Here is a 17150-nt window from a genome sequence, read left to right as displayed (position 1 = left end):
CGGCAGCCGTCCCGTCCGGCGCCGGGCGCGTCGCCGTGGGCTCAGCCGCCGGACGCGCCGGCCTCGGCCCGTTCGGCCGTCGCTGGCGGACGGGGGCCCGGCAGGTCCGTGGTTTCCGGAGGCCCGGACCGCGGCGCTCCCTTCAGGAGCTCGCCGAGGAGCCGGACGGCCGCGCGCTTGTGCAGAGGCTCGTTGCCGTTGCCGCACTTCGGGGACTGGATGCACGACGGGCAGCCCGCCTCGCACTCGCACGACGCGATGGCCTCACGGGTCGCGGACAGCCACGCGCGCGCCGTGTGGAAGGCGCGTTCGGCGAAGCCCGCGCCGCCCGGGTGGCCGTCGTAAACGAAGACCGTCGGCAGCAGCGTGTCCGGGTGGAGTGGGACGGACACACCACCGATGTCCCGGCGGTCGCAGGTGGCGAACAGCGGCAGCATCCCGATGGAGGCGTGCTCGGCGGCGTGCAGGGCGCCGCCCAGCTGCTCCGGATTGATCCGGGCCGCGTCGAGCTGGTCCTCGGTGACCGTCCACCAGACGGCGCGGGTGCGCAGCGTACGGGGAGGCAGATCGAGTGTGGTCTCCCCCAGGACCTCGCCGGTGAGGAGCCGGCGGCGGAGGAAGGAGACGACCTGGTTGGTGACCTCGACGGAGCCGTAACACAGCCGCCCGCCGCCCCACGGGATCTCGGTGTCCGTCTCCAGCACGGAGATGGCGGTGGTGTCGCGCGCGATCGTGGAGTACGGCGGGACGGCCTCCTCGACCAGCGCGACCGAGTCCGCCAGGTCCAGCCGCCGCACCAGATAGGTCCGTCCCTGGTGCAGGTGGACGGCGCCGTCGTGCACGGCGGCGTGGGACGCCGACTCGTCGACGGTGCCCAGCAGTCTGCCGGTGTCCTTCTCGACGATCTGGACGGGTCGGCCGCCCCCGCCCCGGATGTCGGCGAGATCGGCGGCGCGCTCACGCCGCGTCCAGTACCAGCCGGCCGCCCGCCTCCGCAGCAGCCCGGACGTGACGAGCTGCGGCAGCAGGTCCGGCGCCGCGGGACCGAAGAGGTCCAGATCGGCTTCCGTGAGCGGCAGTTCGGCGGCGGCCGCGCACAGATGGGGGGCGAGGACGTACGGGTTGTCCGGGTCCAGCACGGTCGACTCGACGGGCTGCCGGAACAACGCCTCGGGATGGTGGACGAGGAAGGTGTCCAGCGGATCGTCCCTGGCGACCAGCACCGCGAGGGCGCCCTGACCGGCACGGCCCGCGCGGCCCGCCTGCTGCCACAGGGAGGCACGGGTGCCCGGATAGCCGGCGATGACGACCGCGTCGAGCCCGGACACGTCGATGCCCAGCTCCAGGGCGGTGGTGGCGGCGAGGCCGAGGAGTTCGCCCGAGTGCAGGGCGCGCTCCAGGGCGCGGCGCTCCTCGGGCAGGTAGCCGCCCCGGTAGGCGGCGACGCGCCGCACGAGTGAGTGGTCGACCTCGGCGAGCCGTTCCTGCGCGATGACGGAGACGAGTTCTGCGCCGCGCCGGGAGCGTACGAAGGCGACCGAGCGGACGCCCTGGAGCGTCAGGTCGGTGAGGATGTCGGCCGTCTCGGCCGTGGCGGTACGGCGGACCGGTGCGCCCTTCTCGCCGTGGAGTTCGGTGAGCGGCGGCTCCCACAGGGCGAAGACCATCTCGCCCCGCGGTGAGGCGTCGTCGGCCACCTCGTGGACGGGCAGGCCGGTGAGCCGGCCGGCGGCGAGCGCGGGTTCGGCGGCGGTGGCGGAGGCGAGGAGGAAGACGGGGTCGGAGCCGTAGTGGGCGCAGACACGCCGCAGACGGCGCAGGACCTGGGCGACGTGGGAGCCGAAGACACCGCGGTAGGTGTGGCACTCGTCGACGACGACGTAGCGCAGCGAGCGCAGGAAGGAGGACCACCTGGGGTGGGCAGGCAGTATGCCTCGGTGCAGCATGTCGGGGTTGGTGAGCACGTAGTTGGCGTACTGGCGTACCCATTCGCGCTCCTCGACCGGGGTGTCGCCGTCGTACACGGCGGGGCGCACCCCGTTGCCCAGGGGCGCGGCCAGCGCCTTCACGGCGCGCCGCTGGTCGGCGGCGAGCGCCTTCGTCGGGGAGAGGTACAGGGCGGTCGAGCCGCGCCCGTTCGGCGCCTCGGAGCCGTCCAGGAGGGCGGTGAGCACCGGCGCGAGATAGGCGAGGGACTTGCCGGACGCGGTGCCGGTGGCGATGACGACGGATTCGCCGTCCAGGGCGTGCTCGGCGGCGGTCGCCTGGTGGGCCCACGGATGGTCGACCCCGGCCAGTTGGATGGCCTTGATCACTTCCGGACGGATGCGATCGGGCCAGACGGCATGCCGACCCGCACGCGGGGGCAAGTGCTCCGTATGGGTGATGCGCGCAGCCCGGCCCGGCCCCGCGGTGAGCCGGTCCAGGACCGTACCGGGGGAAGGGCGGGAGCCCCCGTTCACGGGCGGCCTGTCGGGACCTCGATTCGTGGCCATCGGCACCGAGTGTGTCACTGGCGTGGCGGACAATGGTCCTAAGGCGTCGTGCATGGCTGCCGGTAAGTGATTGAATGCCATCGCGGCTGGCGATACGCCCCCTGGCTCCGTCGGGAGAGACCCGAGGGGCGACCGCTCGATTGCAAGGTGCTGGAGGATCCGTGGACCTGTCCCTGTCGACTCGCAATGTGTCCGGCCCCGGTGGCGACCGTACGGTCGTCGAGGTCGGTGGCGAGATTGATGTGTATACCGCGCCCAAGCTGCGCGAGCAGTTGGTCGAGTTGGTGAACGACGGCAGTTACCACCTGGTCGTCGACATGGAGGGCGTGGACTTCCTCGACTCCACCGGTCTCGGCGTGCTCGTGGGTGGACTCAAGCGTGTGCGTGCCCACGAGGGCTCGCTGCGTCTGGTCTGCAACCAGGAGCGCATTCTCAAGATCTTCCGGATCACTGGCCTGACCAAGGTGTTCCCCATTCACACCACGGTCGACGAGGCCGTCGCCGCCACCGACTGAGGCCGGCCGGAGGCTTCGGAAGAGCCGAGGTAGGACCGGAAGAAGGGCAGGGGGCACCGGGCGTCATGCCCGGGGCCGCCCGCGCCCGATCGCACGCGTGATTCGCACGCTCGTACGTCTGAGGGGGATCGCATGGCCACCGTTGAACTCCGCTTCAGCGCCCAGCCCGAACACGTCAGGACGGCCCGTCTGGTGGCGGCTGCCGTGGCGCGCCGGGCCGGTGTCGACGAGGCGGTGTTGGACGAGGTCAGGCTCGCCGTCGGAGAGGCGTGCAGTCGCGCGGTCGGTCTGCATCGCAGCCACGGCATCACCGAGCCGGTGCGGGTCGCGCTGACCGAGGAGGAGAAGGTCTTCTCCATCGAGGTCGGCGACGGGGTGCCCGCGCCGGGTACCGCCGCCGCGGCGGAGAACGTGCCGGTCTCCCGCAGGTCCGTACTCTCGGGCGATGTCACCGAGGCGGACGCGGGCGACGGTGAGGACGAGATGGGCCTCGCGGTCATCAGCGGTCTGGTGGACGACGTGGAAGTGACCTCCGATGCCACCGGTGGCGTCATCCGGATGAGCTGGCCGACCACCTCGGCGGTCTCGCTCTCGTGACGGCGTGATCCACATTCTTTGATCCAATTTCTTTGAGGGCCCTGCTGAGCAGGGCCTTTTCTTTTTGTTCCGAAGAAATTGATCACCGGAAATTCATGGATCGCACGGAGAATTCCAAGGTCCTTTTCGAGGCCGATCTTTTGCGGTTCCGCACGCCAAGGTCAATTACACGTCGCGGGCACTCTGTTTTGATCGGCTTCCGCTCCCTACAATCCGTCCATCTTGAGCGCTGAGCGTCAAGGAGGACGAATGGCGGAGAACGTCGATCCACAACTGTCCGAGCACTCCACTTCTCTCGCTGCCGCGGTACTCACCGACGGCAACAGAGTGATCGTGATCGTCGTCGCGGTCATCGCACTGGCGGCGCTGCTGGTGGCCCAGCGACTGGTCCGTCAGGTGCTGGCGGCCGACGAGGGCACCGCGTCCATGAAGGAGATCGCCGCCGCTGTACAGGAAGGCGCGAATGCCTATCTGGCACGGCAGTTGCGCACCCTCGGTGTTTTCGCCGCCGTGGTGTTCTTCCTGTTGATGCTGCTGCCGGCGGAAGGCTGGTCGGAACGCGCGGGACGTTCGTTGTTCTTCCTGGTGGGCGCGCTTTTCTCGGCGGCCACCGGATACTTCGGCATGCGTCTCGCCGTACGGAGCAATGTGCGTGTCGCCGCTGCCGCGCGTGAGGCGACTCCGGCGGAAGGCGAACCGGAAAAGGATCTGACCGCCGTCGCGCACAAGGCGATGAAGATCGCATTTCGCACCGGCGGTGTGGTCGGCATGTTCACCGTGGGCCTCGGCCTGTTCGGCGCCTCCTGCGTGGTCCTCGTCTACGCCGAGGACGCGCCCAAGGTGCTGGAGGGCTTCGGTCTCGGCGCCGCGCTGATCGCCATGTTCATGCGTGTCGGCGGCGGCATCTTCACCAAGGCCGCCGATGTCGGCGCCGACCTCGTCGGCAAGGTCGAACAGGGCATCCCCGAGGACGACCCGCGCAACGCGGCGACCATCGCCGACAACGTCGGGGACAACGTCGGCGACTGCGCGGGCATGGCGGCCGACCTCTTCGAGTCGTATGCCGTGACGCTCGTCGCCGCGCTGATCCTCGGCACGGCGGCCTTCGGCAACTTCGGGCTCGGCTTCCCGCTGATCGTCCCCGCGATCGGTGTCGTCACGGCGGTGATCGGCATCTTCGCCGTCGCGCCCCGGCCGTCCGACCGCAGCGGCATGACCGCCATCAACCGGGGATTCTTCCTCTCCGCGGTGATCTCGCTGATCCTGGTGGCCGTCGCGGCGTATACCTATCTGCCGTCCAGCTACGCCGAGTTGGACGGGGTGACCGCCCAGGAGATCACCTCGCACTCCGGGGACCCGAGGGTGTTCGCGCTGGTCTCCGTCGCCATCGGCATCGTGCTCGCGGCGCTCATCCAGCAGCTCACGGGCTACTTCACGGAGACCAACCGGCGCCCGGTGCGCGACATCGGCAAATCGGCGCTCACCGGCCCGGCCACGGTCGTTCTCGCCGGTGTGGCCATCGGCCTGGAGTCCGCCGTCTACACGGCGCTGCTGATCGGTCTCGCCGTGTACGGGGCGTTCCTGCTCGGCGGCGCCTCGATCATGCTCGCCCTCTTCGCGGTCGCGCTGGCCGGCACCGGCCTGCTCACCACCGTCGGTGTCATCGTCGCCATGGACACCTTCGGCCCGGTCTCCGACAACGCCCAGGGCATCGCCGAGATGTCCGGGGACGTCGAGGGCGCGGGCGCGCAGGTGCTCACCGACCTCGACGCCGTGGGCAACACGACGAAGGCCATCACCAAGGGCATCGCCATCGCCACCGCCGTGCTGGCGGCGGCGGCGCTGTTCGGTTCGTACCGCGACGCCATCGCCACGGCCGTCGCGGACGTCGGGGCGAAGGCCGGTGAGATGAGCCTGAGCCTGGACATCTCGCAGCCCAACAACCTGGTGGGGCTGATCCTCGGGGCGGCGGTCGTGTTCCTCTTCTCCGGCCTCGCGATCAACGCCGTGTCGCGGTCGGCCGGTTCGGTGGTCTACGAGGTGCGGCGGCAGTTCCGTGAGCACCCGGGGATCATGGACCGTACGGAGAAGCCGGAGTACGGGCGTGTCGTCGACATCTGTACGAAGGACGCGCTGCGCGAGCTGACCACACCCGGCCTGCTCGCCGTGCTCACACCGATCGCCGTCGGGTTCTCGCTCGGCGTCGGCGCGCTCGGTTCGTTCCTGGCCGGCGCGATCGGTACGGGCACGCTGATGGCGGTCTTCCTCGCCAACTCCGGCGGGGCGTGGGACAACGCCAAGAAGCTCGTCGAGGACGGGCACCACGGCGGCAAGGGCAGCGACGCCCATGCCGCGACCGTCATCGGTGACACCGTGGGAGATCCGTTCAAGGACACGGCGGGCCCGGCGATCAACCCGTTGCTGAAGGTCATGAACCTGGTTGCGCTGCTGATCGCCCCCGCGGTGGTGCAGTTCAGCTACGGGGACGACGCCAGCGCCGGGATACGGGCCGTGGTGGCCGTGCTGGCGATCGGGGTGATAGTCGGCGCCGTGTACGTCTCCAAGCGGCGCTCGGTGACCGTCGACGACGGAGGCGGCGAAAGCGCGGCAGTCAGCGGAGGCGGAGCTTCCGGGGACGGAACGACCACGTCACCGGGCTCGGCGGTCGCTTCCTGAAGAGTCGTGCGACGGGCGGGCGGGCGGCGGGTCCTGACACGCCGCCCGCCTGTCGGCGTGCCGGGAGAACGGACGACGTGAGCGTTCTCTCCCTCGGATCAAATAGCCACAAAGGAGGATTGAGCGGTCACTTGGCGTGCGGAAGGGGACCACATGGCGTGTATGTTCCGGGGCCGAGAGCCGTGGAAGGGACCCCATCCGGTGAACAAGAAGCTCGCAGCCGCACTGTCAGGCGGTTCGGTACTGCTCATGGCGCTGTCGGGCTGCGGTGACGACAGCGACACCAAGGTGAACGACTGGGCCAAGAAGGTCTGCGACCAGGTCCAGCCGCAGCTGACGAAGATCGCCGGCGCCAACGCCTCCATCCAGCAGGCGACCTCGGGCAGCAGCAAGCCCGCCGACGTGCAGAAGACCGACTCGGCGGCCTTCCAGTCCATCTCGGACGCCTACAAGGCGCTGGGCTCGGCCGTCAACACGGCGGGGGCCCCGCCCGTCGAGGACGGCGAGAAGACCCAGAAGGAGGCCGTCGGCGAGCTCAACACCACCTCCGCGGCGTACGCCGGTCTCAAGACCAAGGTGGACGACCTCGACATCAAGGACCAGGCGAAGTTCGCGGACGGCCTCAAGGGCGTCGCCGACGAACTCGCCAAGCTCAGCACGAGCGGTGACAGGGCCCTCCAGAAGCTCCAGTCCGGCGATGTCGGCGCGGCGATGGCCAAGCAGCCCGGCTGCCAGCGTCCGAAGACCTCCGCGCCCGCCGACGCCGGGGCGGGCGCGCCCGCGGCGTGACCCGGTTCCGGCTCCGACGACGCGGTTCCGGCTCCGCCGAGCTGTCGGGCGGGCGATCCTCCGTACGTAGGCCGACCGGCCCCGCTTTCAAGGGCGGGCCGCTCCCAGCGGCCGGTCGACGTCCGTGCGTCGGCCGTGACCGGTCTCGGTCCGCCGGTTCCGGTCGCGGTTCCGGAGGTACGCCGCGTGGCCCGGCCCCGCCCTCCAGGACGCCGGGGCGTGGGCGGTTGTCAGTGGCAGCCGTCACAATGGGCGGGTGAGTACGACCAGCCTTCCCGCGCCCGACCACTCGCCCCTGCTCCGCGACGCCCTGCTCGCCGCCGGCTTCACCGTCGACGGCCTGCTTGACCTGCTCGGCGCGCCTGCCTACACCGCGCTGGCCCGCAGCGAGACCGTGCCCGCCCTGCGGGCCACGCGCGGCGACACCCCGCTCGAAACGCTCGTCAGGCTCTTCCTGCTCCAGTCACCGGTCCCTGCGGACCGGGCCCGCGCGGCGCTCCCGCTGGAGCTGTGCCTGGCCGACGGCTGGGTCGTGGAGAGCACCTCCGTGGACGGCGAGGGTGCCGCGCTGGTCAGTGCCACCGTGGACGTACGGCCGTACGGCGGCCCCGACGGCGAGGACTGGTTCATCGTCTCCGACGCGGGCTGCGCTGTCGGCGGCGCCGCCGGGGCGAGCGGCCACGGCGAAGGGGTGGTGCTCGGCGTCGGCGGGGCGTCCACGACACTCGCCGGGCTCACCGTCCGTACGCCCGTCGCCAGGGCCCTCGACATCGGCACCGGGTCCGGCATCCAGGCACTGCACGCGGCGCACCACGCGACCGCCGTCACCGCCACCGACCTCAACCCGCGCGCGCTGGGGTGCGCCCGGCTCACGCTCGCGCTGTCCGGGGCGCCCGCCGCCGACCTGCGCGAGGGGTCGCTGTTCGAGCCGGTCGACGGCGAGACGTACGACCTCGTCGTGTCCAACCCGCCCTTCGTGATCTCTCCCGGCGCCCGGCTCACCTACCGCGACGGCGGGATGGGCGGCGACGACCTCTGCCGGACGCTCGTCCAGCAGACCGCCGCGCACCTCGCCGACGGGGGGTACGCGCACTTCCTCGCCAACTGGCAGCACGTGGAGGGCGAGGAGTGGCAGGACCGGCTGCGTTCCTGGGTGCCGCGCGGCTGCGACGCCTGGATCGTGCAGCGCGAGGTGCAGGACGTGACGCAGTACGCGGAGCTGTGGCTGCGCGACAGCGGGGACCACCGGGCGGACCCGGAGGCGTACGCGGCGCGGTACGAGGCGTGGCTGGACGAGTTCGAGGCACGGAAGACCAAGGCCGTCGGCTTCGGCTGGATCACCCTCAGGAAGACGGGCGGCGAGCGGCCCTCGGTGGTCGTGGAGGACTGGCCGCATCCCGTGGAGCAGCCGCTCGGCGACACCGTACGGGCCCACTTCGAGCGGCAGGACTATCTGCGCGCGCACGACGACGCCGCCCTGCTCACCGCGCATTTCAGACTCGCCCCCGAGGTGGTCCAGGAGCAGGTCGGACTGCCCGGCGCCGAGGACCCCGAGCATGTGCTGCTCCGTCAGAACCGGGGCATGCGGCGGGCGACGAAGGTGGACACGGTCGCCGCGGGCTTCGCCGGGGTCTGCGACGGCACGCTGAGCGCCGGGCGGATCCTGGACGCGATCGCGCAACTCGTCGGTGAGGACCCGGTGCAGCTGCGCGACCGGACGCCGCAGGCGATCCGGCTGCTGGTGGAGGAGGGCTTCCTGGTGCCGGTGGCCGCGCCGACCGCCTGACCGACCGTCGGGCGATCCATGGGCCGCGCCGGGACACCGCTCGGCGAGCCCCGGTCCGTTCGCGTCTCGCGACGAGCCCGGCACGACGCTGCCCGGCTGCTGGTGGCCCGGTCCCTTCACCAGGAACCGGCGCCCGGCCGCTTCGGGGCGACGAGCCCGCCACTTCTGCCCCGGTGGCGTGCCTCGCCACGAGCGCGGCGCTCCCGCCCCCATCGCGTGCCTTGCCACGAGCGCGGCGTTCTCGCATGGTCGCTTCGCGACGCGTCGGCCGCCCCACCCGGCGAGCCCCGGTCCGGTCGCTTCGCGACGAGCCCCACGCCCCGGCCCGGTCACGCGCCTTGCCGCGCGCGCCGCCCCACGGCGAGCCCCGCCCCCGTCGCGTGCCTTGCCACGAGCGCGGCGTTCTCGCATGGTCGCTTCGCGACGCGTCGGCCGCCCCACCCGGCGAGCCCCGGTCCGGTCGCTTCGCGACGAGCCCCACTCCCCGGCCCGGTCACGCGCCTTGCCGCGCGCGCCGCCTCACGGCGAGACCCGCCCCGGTCGCGTGCCTCGCCACGAGCGCGGCGCTCCCGCCCGGTCGCCCCGCCACAAGCCCGTGCCACCCTGCCCGGCCGCTTCGCGGTGCCGAGCCCGGCGCCCCCGCTCCGGTCGCCGGCTCGCCACGAGCTGGCGCCCTACGAACCCGCCCCCGTCGCGCGCCTCGCCGTGAGCCCGACGCCCCCGCCCGGTCGCGCGCCCCGCCCCGGTCTCATCGCCATGAGCCCGTCGCCCGGACCGGCCTCGTCAGCTCGCGCAAGCCCGTCGCCCGGACCGGCCTCGTCACCCCGCCGCAAGCCCGGTGCTTCGCCTGTCCCCTCGCCCCCGGTCCCATCCGTAGCCCGCTGCCCGACCGGCCCTCGTCGCCTCCCCACGGACGTACGCCGCCCGGTCCGGGCGCCCGGTCCGGGCGAGGGAGCCAGCACGACCGCAGCTGGCGGGCGCCGGAGCGGAGCCCGGCCGGTGCGCGCGAGGCGGCACGTGCACGGGCCGGTGCCCCGCGCACCGGCGCCCCCCGGACACCGCCCGAGTGAACCCCCCGCGCCGTTCACGCGGAATTCGCGCCAATGACGTACCGGGGTGCCAGCCTCGGCCCTGTGGAGCCGCTCGGCTCCGGGGACCGAACGGGGTACGGGCATGGAGAGCGGGCCGGCGATCTTCGCGGGAGCGGCGTTCGCGCTGTTCGGAGCCGCGCTGCTGGTGTGGACGGGTGCGCGCGTGCTGCACCGCGCCCCGGTGGCGCACGGCGTCAGCCCGGCGACCTCCATCACGCTGACCACCGTCGCGGGCCTGGTCTTCGTCGTCCTCGGCGTCTGGTGCTTCGGCCGGATCTGATCCCTGACCCCCGGAGCCCGCCCGGCGCCCTACCGTGACCGGCGCACCCGGTGAGGCGTACGCCACCGGATCCCGCCGTGCCGCCTCCCGGGCCGCGCGGCCCGCCGACGCCCGGGACCTGCGACGACGCCCCTCCCGCGACCCGCCGCCGACCCCGTCGGCAGGGCACCCGGTCACCGTCCCGGTCGGCGGGCATATGGGTCCGGGCGGCAGAAACGTGCGGACTCGGGTTACCGTTCGAGTGGCCGTTGCGGTCTTTCGTCGTTTGACACGGGGGCGGGTTGTACCGTCACACTCCGCAGCGAAGCAGCGTCCTGGCGGGGCATGTCCTGCCCCGCGCTGCCGTACTGCCGTACCCGCGGTGGGGCTGTACGGGCCACCGAGTGCCGACCGGAGAGAAGAGCGAAGTTGTCCCCGACCAGCGAGACCGGACACGCCGGCCGCCGACTCGTCATCGTCGAGTCACCGGCCAAGGCGAAGACGATCAAGGGCTATCTCGGCCCGGGATATGTCGTCGAGGCGAGCGTCGGGCACATCCGCGACCTCCCGAACGGCGCCGCCGAGGTGCCGGAGAAGTACACCGGCGAGGTGCGTCGCCTCGGCGTGGACGTCGAACACGACTTCCAGCCCATCTATGTCGTCAACGCCGACAAGAAGTCCCAGGTCAGAAAGCTCAAGGAGCTGCTGGCCGAGTCCGACGAACTCTTCCTCGCCACCGATGAGGACCGCGAGGGCGAAGCCATCGCGTGGCATCTCCAGGAAGTCCTCAAGCCCAAGGTCCCGGTCCACCGGATGGTCTTCCACGAGATCACCAAGGAAGCGATCAGGACCGCCGTCGCCAACCCCCGCCAGCTGAACAAGCTGATGGTGGACGCGCAGGAGACCCGCCGGATCCTCGACCGCCTGTACGGCTACGAGGTTTCGCCGGTCCTCTGGAAGAAGGTCATGCGCGGCCTGTCCGCCGGCCGCGTACAGTCCGTCGCCACCCGGCTCGTCGTCGAGCGCGAACGCGAGCGCATCGCCTTCCGCTCCGCCGAGTACTGGGACCTGACCGGCACCTTCGGGACCGGTCGTACCGGCGACGCCTCGGACCCTTCCGTACTGAACGCACGGCTGTCGGCGGTCGACGGCCGCCGGGTCGCCCAGGGCCGTGACTTCGGCTCCGACGGGCAGCTCAAGTCCGCCCAGGTGCTGCACCTGGACGAGGCCCACGCGCGGGCGCTCGCCGCCGCCCTCGCCGACGCGTCGTTCGCCGTCCGCTCGGTCGAGTCGAAGCCGTACCGCCGCTCGCCCTACGCCCCCTTCCGTACGACGACGCTCCAGCAGGAGGCGTCGCGCAAGCTGGGCTTCGGGGCCAAGTCGACGATGCAGGTCGCGCAGAAGCTGTACGAGAACGGCTTCATCACCTATATGCGTACGGACTCCACGACCCTGTCCGCCACCGCCGTCTCCGCGGCGCGGGCGCAGGTCACCCAGCTGTACGGGGCGGCCTATCTGCCCGACAAGCCGCGTTCGTACACCGGCAAGGTCAAGAACGCGCAGGAGGCGCACGAGGCGATCCGCCCCTCGGGCGACCGTTTCCGTACGCCCGCCGAGACGGGGCTGACCGGGGACCAGTTCCGGCTCTACGAGCTGATCTGGAAGCGGACCGTCGCCTCCCAGATGAAGGACGCCGTCGGCGACAGCGTCACCGTCAAGATCGCGGGCACGTCGAGCGACGGGCGGGACGCCGAGTTCTCCGCGTCGGGCAAGACGATCACCTTCCACGGCTTCATGAAGGCGTACGTGGAAGGCGCCGACGACCCGAACGCCGAACTGGACGACCGTGAGCGCAGGCTGCCGCAGGTCGCCGAGGGCGACGCGCTGTCCGTGGACGAGATCAGCGTCGACGGGCACGCCACCAAGCCGCCGGCCCGCTACACCGAGGCGTCGCTCGTCAAGGAGCTGGAGGAGCGCGAGATCGGCCGCCCCTCCACGTACGCCTCGATCATCGGCACGATCCTCGACCGCGGCTACGTCTTCAAGAAGGGCACGGCGCTCGTCCCGTCGTTCCTCTCCTTCGCCGTGGTGAACCTCCTGGAGACGCACTTCGGCCGGCTCGTCGACTACGACTTCACCGCGCGGATGGAGGACGACCTCGACCGCATCGCGCGGGGCGAGGCGCAGGCCGTGCCGTGGCTCAAGCGCTTCTACTTCGGTGTGAACGGCTCCACCGGCGGTGCGGACACGACCCCGGACGCCGCGACCGCGGCCGCCGCCGCGGGCAACGGCGACGGTGACCACCTGGGCGGGCTCAAGGAGCTCGTCACGGACCTCGGCGCCATCGACGCCCGTGAGATCTCGTCGTTCCCGATCGGCGACGGCATCATGCTGCGGGTCGGCCGTTACGGCCCCTACGTGGAGCGCGGTGAGAAGGACACCGACGGCCACCAGCGGGCCGACGTGCCCGACGACCTGGCGCCCGACGAGCTGACCGTCGAGTACGCGGAGGAGCTGCTGGCCAAGCCGAGCGGCGACTTCGAACTCGGCGTCGACCCGGAGAGCGGCCATCAGATCGTGGCCAGGCACGGCCGTTACGGCCCGTACGTCACCGAGGTCCTGCCCGACGGCACGCCCAAGACCGGCAAGAACGCCGTCAAGCCGCGCACCGCCTCGCTGTTCAAGTCGATGTCCCTGGACACGGTGACGCTGGCGGACGCGCTGAAGCTGATGTCGCTGCCGCGCGTGGTCGGTACGGACGCCGAGGGCGTCGAGATCACCGCCCAGAACGGCCGTTACGGCCCGTATCTCAAGAAGGGCACCGACTCGCGGTCGCTGACCGGCGAGGACCAGCTGTTCGACATCACGCTGGACGAGGCGCTGGCGATCTACGCCCAGCCCAAGCAGCGCGGGCGGGCGGCGGCGAAGCCTCCTTTGAAGGAGCTCGGTACGGACCCGGTGAGCGGCAGCCCGGTCGTCGTGAAGGACGGCCGCTTCGGCGCGTACGTCACGGACGGCGAGACGAACGCGACCCTGCGGACGGACGACAGCGTCGAGGAGATCACGCCGGAGCGCGGCTACGAACTGCTCGCGGAGAAGCGCGCCAAGGGGCCCGCCAAGAAGACGGCGAAGAAGGCGCCCGCCAAGAAGGCCACGGCCAAGAAGGCGCCCGCGAAGAAGGCGACGACGGCGAAGAAGGCCGTGGCGAAGAAGACCACGACGGCCGCCAAGAAGACCGCCGGCACATCCGCGGCGGCCAAGAAGACGACGGCGGCGAGAAAGTCGACGGCGTCGTCGTCCCGTACGGGATCGAACACGGACGAGTAGGTCCGGTGCCGCGCCCTTCGGGGCAACCTCCCTTAAGAGGAGGCGCCGTTGGCACTGTCGTCGTACGTCCCGGTTCCGCACCGCGCACCCGCTCGTTCCTCGGCACCATCGCCGCACGACTCTCCGCCGTAAGGGCCCGGAGAGCCGTGCGGCGGTCATTTGTTCGGGTGGGCCTCGGAGTACCGGCGGGCTACGGATAGGCTGGGCGGATGACGCGAGCCGAGCAGCCAACGGTCGTGAGCCCCACCTCCGACTCCGACGCACTTGCCGCAGACTCACGAGAGCGAGCGGTACGAGCCCTGTTGCGCCTTCCTCCGCTGCGGCGGTTGTGGGGCGCACAGCTCGTGGGCGGCATCGGCGACGCACTGGCGCTGCTCGTGCTTCTGCTGCTGTCGTTGCAGGCGGCGGTCGCCGAGGGCTCGTTCGGGGCGGGATACCGGGGTGTGGCGTTCGCCGTCGCAGCGGTGTTCGGCGCCCGGATCCTTGCCACGGTCCTCTTCGGAGCCGTACTCCTCGGGCCGCTCGCCGCCCTCACCGCACCCGGCACGGGGACGGACAGGTCGACGGGCCCCAAGGACGGCGCCAAGAGCAGCCCGAAGGACGGCACCAAGGGCGGTCCGCTGGACCGCCGCTGGACGATGATCGGGGCCGACGGCGTACGCCTCCTCCTGCTCCTCGTCGCGCCGCTCTGGCTCGACTGGAGCCCGGAGAACGCACTGCCCATCCTTCTTAGTACGGTCTTCGTCGTCGGCGTCGCCGAGCGCTTCTGGACGGTGGCCAAGGAGAGCGCGGCGCCCGCCCTGCTCCCTGCCCCGCCCCTGGAGGGCGCCGCCGTACGCCCCCTGCCCGACCACCTCGACGCCCTGCGCCGGCTCTCGCTGCGCACCGGCTTCGTCGCGATCCCCCTGGCCGCCGCCGTCCTGCTGGTCGTCACGCTGATCGGCAACCTGCTCGGCACGGGCATCGAGTGGTTCTCGCTGCACCAGGCGGCGCTCGGCTCGTACGTCGCCGCCGGTCTGTTCGCCGCGTCCGTGTCGATCCTGTTCATGCTGGAGCTGCCCGGCGGGCCCACGCCGCGTCCGCGCTCGCCCCTCGAAGGGCTGCGCCGCCCGGCGACCGGGACCGGTCCGGACAAGGGCCGTACGGGCGCGGTGCGCCTGCTCGTCTTCGCCTGCGCGGCCGTCGCGGCTGCCATCGCGTCCGCCGCCGCCGTCTCCGTACTGCACGCCAAGGACCTGGGCGGCGGCCCCGTCGCCTTCGCCCTCCTGATCCTCGTCCTGACGGGCGGTGTGGGAACCGGGGTGCGGGTCGCCCCGAAGGTGCTGCCCGGACTCTCCCGCCGTCGGCTGCTCGCGCTGGCGATCGCGTTCACCGGTGTCGCGCTGCTGGCGACGGGACTCGTACCGGACACGGCGACCGTGCTGTTCGTCGCCCTGCTCGCCGGCGTGTCCGCCGGTGTCGCGGCGCACACCGGCCACGGGCTGATCGACCAGGAGACCGAGGAGTACCGGCGCGGCCGGCAGACCGACCACCTCCAGGCCGTCGTACGGGTCTACGTGGCGCTCGGCGCCGTGGTGGCGCCCGTGCTTGCCTCCTCCATCGGACCGCACCGGCTGGCCTCCGGCGACTTCGTCTTCGCGCACGGCGGCGCCGCCTTCACACTGATGCTGGTCGGCGCGCTGCTGCTGCCTGTCGCGGCCGTCGTCCTCGCGAAGACCGACGACCGGTCGGGCGTACCGCTGCGGCGCGATCTGCGCGACGCGCTGCGCGGGGGCGCCGACCCGGCGCAGACCCAGGCGTCGAACGGCTTCTTCCTCGTTCTGGAGGGCGGCGACGGCTCCGGCAAGTCGACCCAGGTCGAGGCGCTGGCGGAGTGGATCCGCGCCAAGGGCCACGAGGTCGTCGTGACCCGTGAGCCGGGCGCGACACCGATCGGCAAGCGGCTGCGCTCGATCCTGCTCGACGTGTCCAGCGCCGGGCTGTCCAACCGGGCGGAGGCGCTGCTGTACGCCGCCGACCGCGCGGAGCACGTCGACTCGGTCGTCCGGCCCGCCCTGGAGCGTGGTGCGATCGTCATCTCGGACCGTTACATCGACTCCTCCGTGGCCTACCAGGGCGCCGGACGCGACCTCGCGCCGACCGAGATCGCCCGGATCTCGCGCTGGGCCACGGACGGTCTCGTACCGCACCTGACGGTGCTGCTCGACCTCGCGCCCGAGGCGGCCCGTGAGCGCTTCACGGAGGCGCCGGACCGGCTGGAGTCGGAGCCCGCCGAGTTCCACCAGCGGGTACGGGACGGCTTCCTCACCCTCGCCGCCGCCGACCCGGGCCGCTATCTGGTCGTGGACGGGGCGCAGGAGCCCGAGTCCGTCACCACCGTCGTACGGCACCGGCTGGACCAGATGCTGCCGCTGTCCGAGGCCGAGGTACGCGCGCGTGAGGAGGCCCGGAAGGCCGCCGTCGAGGAGGCGCGGCGCCGGGCCGAGGAAGAGGCGGCGCGCAAGGCCGAGGAGGAGCGGCTGGAGCGCGAGCGGCAGGCGCAGCTGGCCAAGCTCCGCGCCGAGGACGAGGAGCGCAAGCGCCGCGAGCTGGAGGACGCCCGGCAGCGCGAGGCGGAACAGCAGGCGATGGAGGCGAGGGAGCGTGCCGAGGAGGCGCGCAGGCTCGCCGAGGAGGAGCGCGTACGGCGCGAGGCCGAGGAGGCGGCGCGCCGGGCGGAGCAGGAGCGGCAGCGGCGGCTCGCCGATGAGGAGACCCGGCTCCGGGCCGAGGCGGAGGAGCGCCGGCGCGAGAAGCAGCGCAAGGCCGAGGAGGCGCTGCTGCGGGCCGAGGAGGCGCGACGCCTGGCGGAGCCCGGTGGGGCTTCGGGCGGGACCACCGGGGCTGCCGGGACGGATGAGACCCCCGGGGCCGAACGTGCGCGTCCCGACAACGAGTTGACGGTGCCGACGCCGGTCGTGCAGCCGCCGTCCCCGGGCACGGCCGGGGAGAAGCGGGTGGTCACCCCGGACGCCGCGACGCAGGAAGTGCCTTCGCCGTCGGAGCCGGACGCGCGCGTGGACAACGACGAGACGCGCGTGATCCCGAAGGTTCCGGACCCCTCGGACGGGCCGGAAACGCCGGGGACACCGCACCGGGCGGCCGACGAGACGGCCGTACTGCGTCCGGTACGGGACGTCCCCGAGGATCCCCGCCGACGCGAGGAGCCCCCGGCGCGTCCCGGCGACCGGGCGGCCGACGAGACCGCCGTACTGCCTCCCGTACGGGACGCGGACCCGGCCGACCGGGTGCCGCCCGGCTACTTCCGGGACGCCGAGCAGGGAGAGGGACCGGGGCGGCAGACGCCTCCGGCCCCGCCCGCCGGGTCGGGTGACGACCGGACGCGCGAGATGCCGACGGTCGACCCGGACCGCCCGGCGCGCGACGCCGAGCGCCCGGCTCGCCGGCGTTCGGACTGGGCGGAGGAGACCCCGCTGGACGACCTCCCGTCGCTCGCCGACGAACTGCTCGGCCCGCGCGAGGACGACGACAACAACGGTGGTGCGCGCGGCGGTCGGGGCCGGGGCGGTCGCTGAGGACCTGCCGTATCTGCCGCATCCGGTCGCCCGGCGCGGC

The 17150-nt window shown here is 72.3% G+C and carries 9 protein-coding genes; 8 read left to right on the top strand and 1 reads right to left on the bottom strand.

What is annotated here, in order from left to right; genetic code table 11:
• Positions 1-41: 41 nt before the first annotated feature.
• Entirely contained in the window at positions 42-2576 is a 2535-nt protein-coding gene (locus OG875_RS13200; protein WP_330174411.1) for a DEAD/DEAH box helicase, read from the bottom strand.
• Between the two features lie 80 nt (positions 2577-2656).
• Between OG875_RS13200 and OG875_RS13195 the strand changes: the two genes are divergently transcribed.
• The 8 genes from OG875_RS13195 to tmk all read left to right on the top strand — a co-directional run bounded on the left by OG875_RS13195 (position 2657) and on the right by tmk (position 17110).
• Positions 2657-3010, top strand: coding sequence for an STAS domain-containing protein (locus tag OG875_RS13195; RefSeq protein ID WP_003967428.1), 354 nt, complete (start codon positions 2657-2659; stop codon positions 3008-3010).
• A 132-nt stretch (positions 3011-3142) separates the two neighbouring features.
• Entirely contained in the window at positions 3143-3607 is a 465-nt protein-coding gene (locus OG875_RS13190; protein WP_330174410.1) for an ATP-binding protein, read from the top strand.
• A gap of 249 nt (positions 3608-3856) precedes the next feature.
• The gene (locus OG875_RS13185; protein WP_330174409.1) at positions 3857-6283 is read left to right on the top strand and encodes a sodium-translocating pyrophosphatase; all 2427 of its coding nucleotides are present in this window, start codon (positions 3857-3859) and stop codon (positions 6281-6283) included.
• A gap of 201 nt (positions 6284-6484) precedes the next feature.
• A complete protein-coding gene (locus tag OG875_RS13180) occupies positions 6485-7072 on the top strand; it encodes a small secreted protein (protein ID WP_330174408.1) in 588 nt (195 codons plus the stop codon).
• Positions 7073-7328: 256 nt separating this feature from the next.
• Entirely contained in the window at positions 7329-8858 is a 1530-nt protein-coding gene (locus OG875_RS13175) for a DUF7059 domain-containing protein (protein WP_330174407.1), read from the top strand.
• A 1173-nt stretch (positions 8859-10031) separates the two neighbouring features.
• Positions 10032-10229 (top strand): hypothetical protein, encoded by a 198-nt coding sequence (locus tag OG875_RS13170; RefSeq protein WP_330174406.1) that lies wholly within the window; start codon positions 10032-10034, stop codon positions 10227-10229.
• Between the two features lie 408 nt (positions 10230-10637).
• Positions 10638-13535, top strand: coding sequence for a type I DNA topoisomerase (topA, locus tag OG875_RS13165; protein ID WP_330174405.1), 2898 nt, complete (start codon positions 10638-10640; stop codon positions 13533-13535).
• 209 nt (positions 13536-13744) lie between these two features.
• On the top strand, positions 13745-17110 hold the full coding sequence (gene tmk / locus OG875_RS13160; RefSeq protein WP_330174404.1) for a dTMP kinase: 3366 nt from the start codon (positions 13745-13747) through the stop codon (positions 17108-17110).
• The last annotated feature ends 40 nt before the right edge of the window (positions 17111-17150 follow it).

The organism is Streptomyces sp. NBC_01498, from assembly GCF_036327775.1.
Classification (GTDB): Bacteria; Actinomycetota; Actinomycetes; order Streptomycetales; family Streptomycetaceae; genus Streptomyces.
This window is presented reverse-complemented; position numbering and strand designations above follow the sequence as displayed.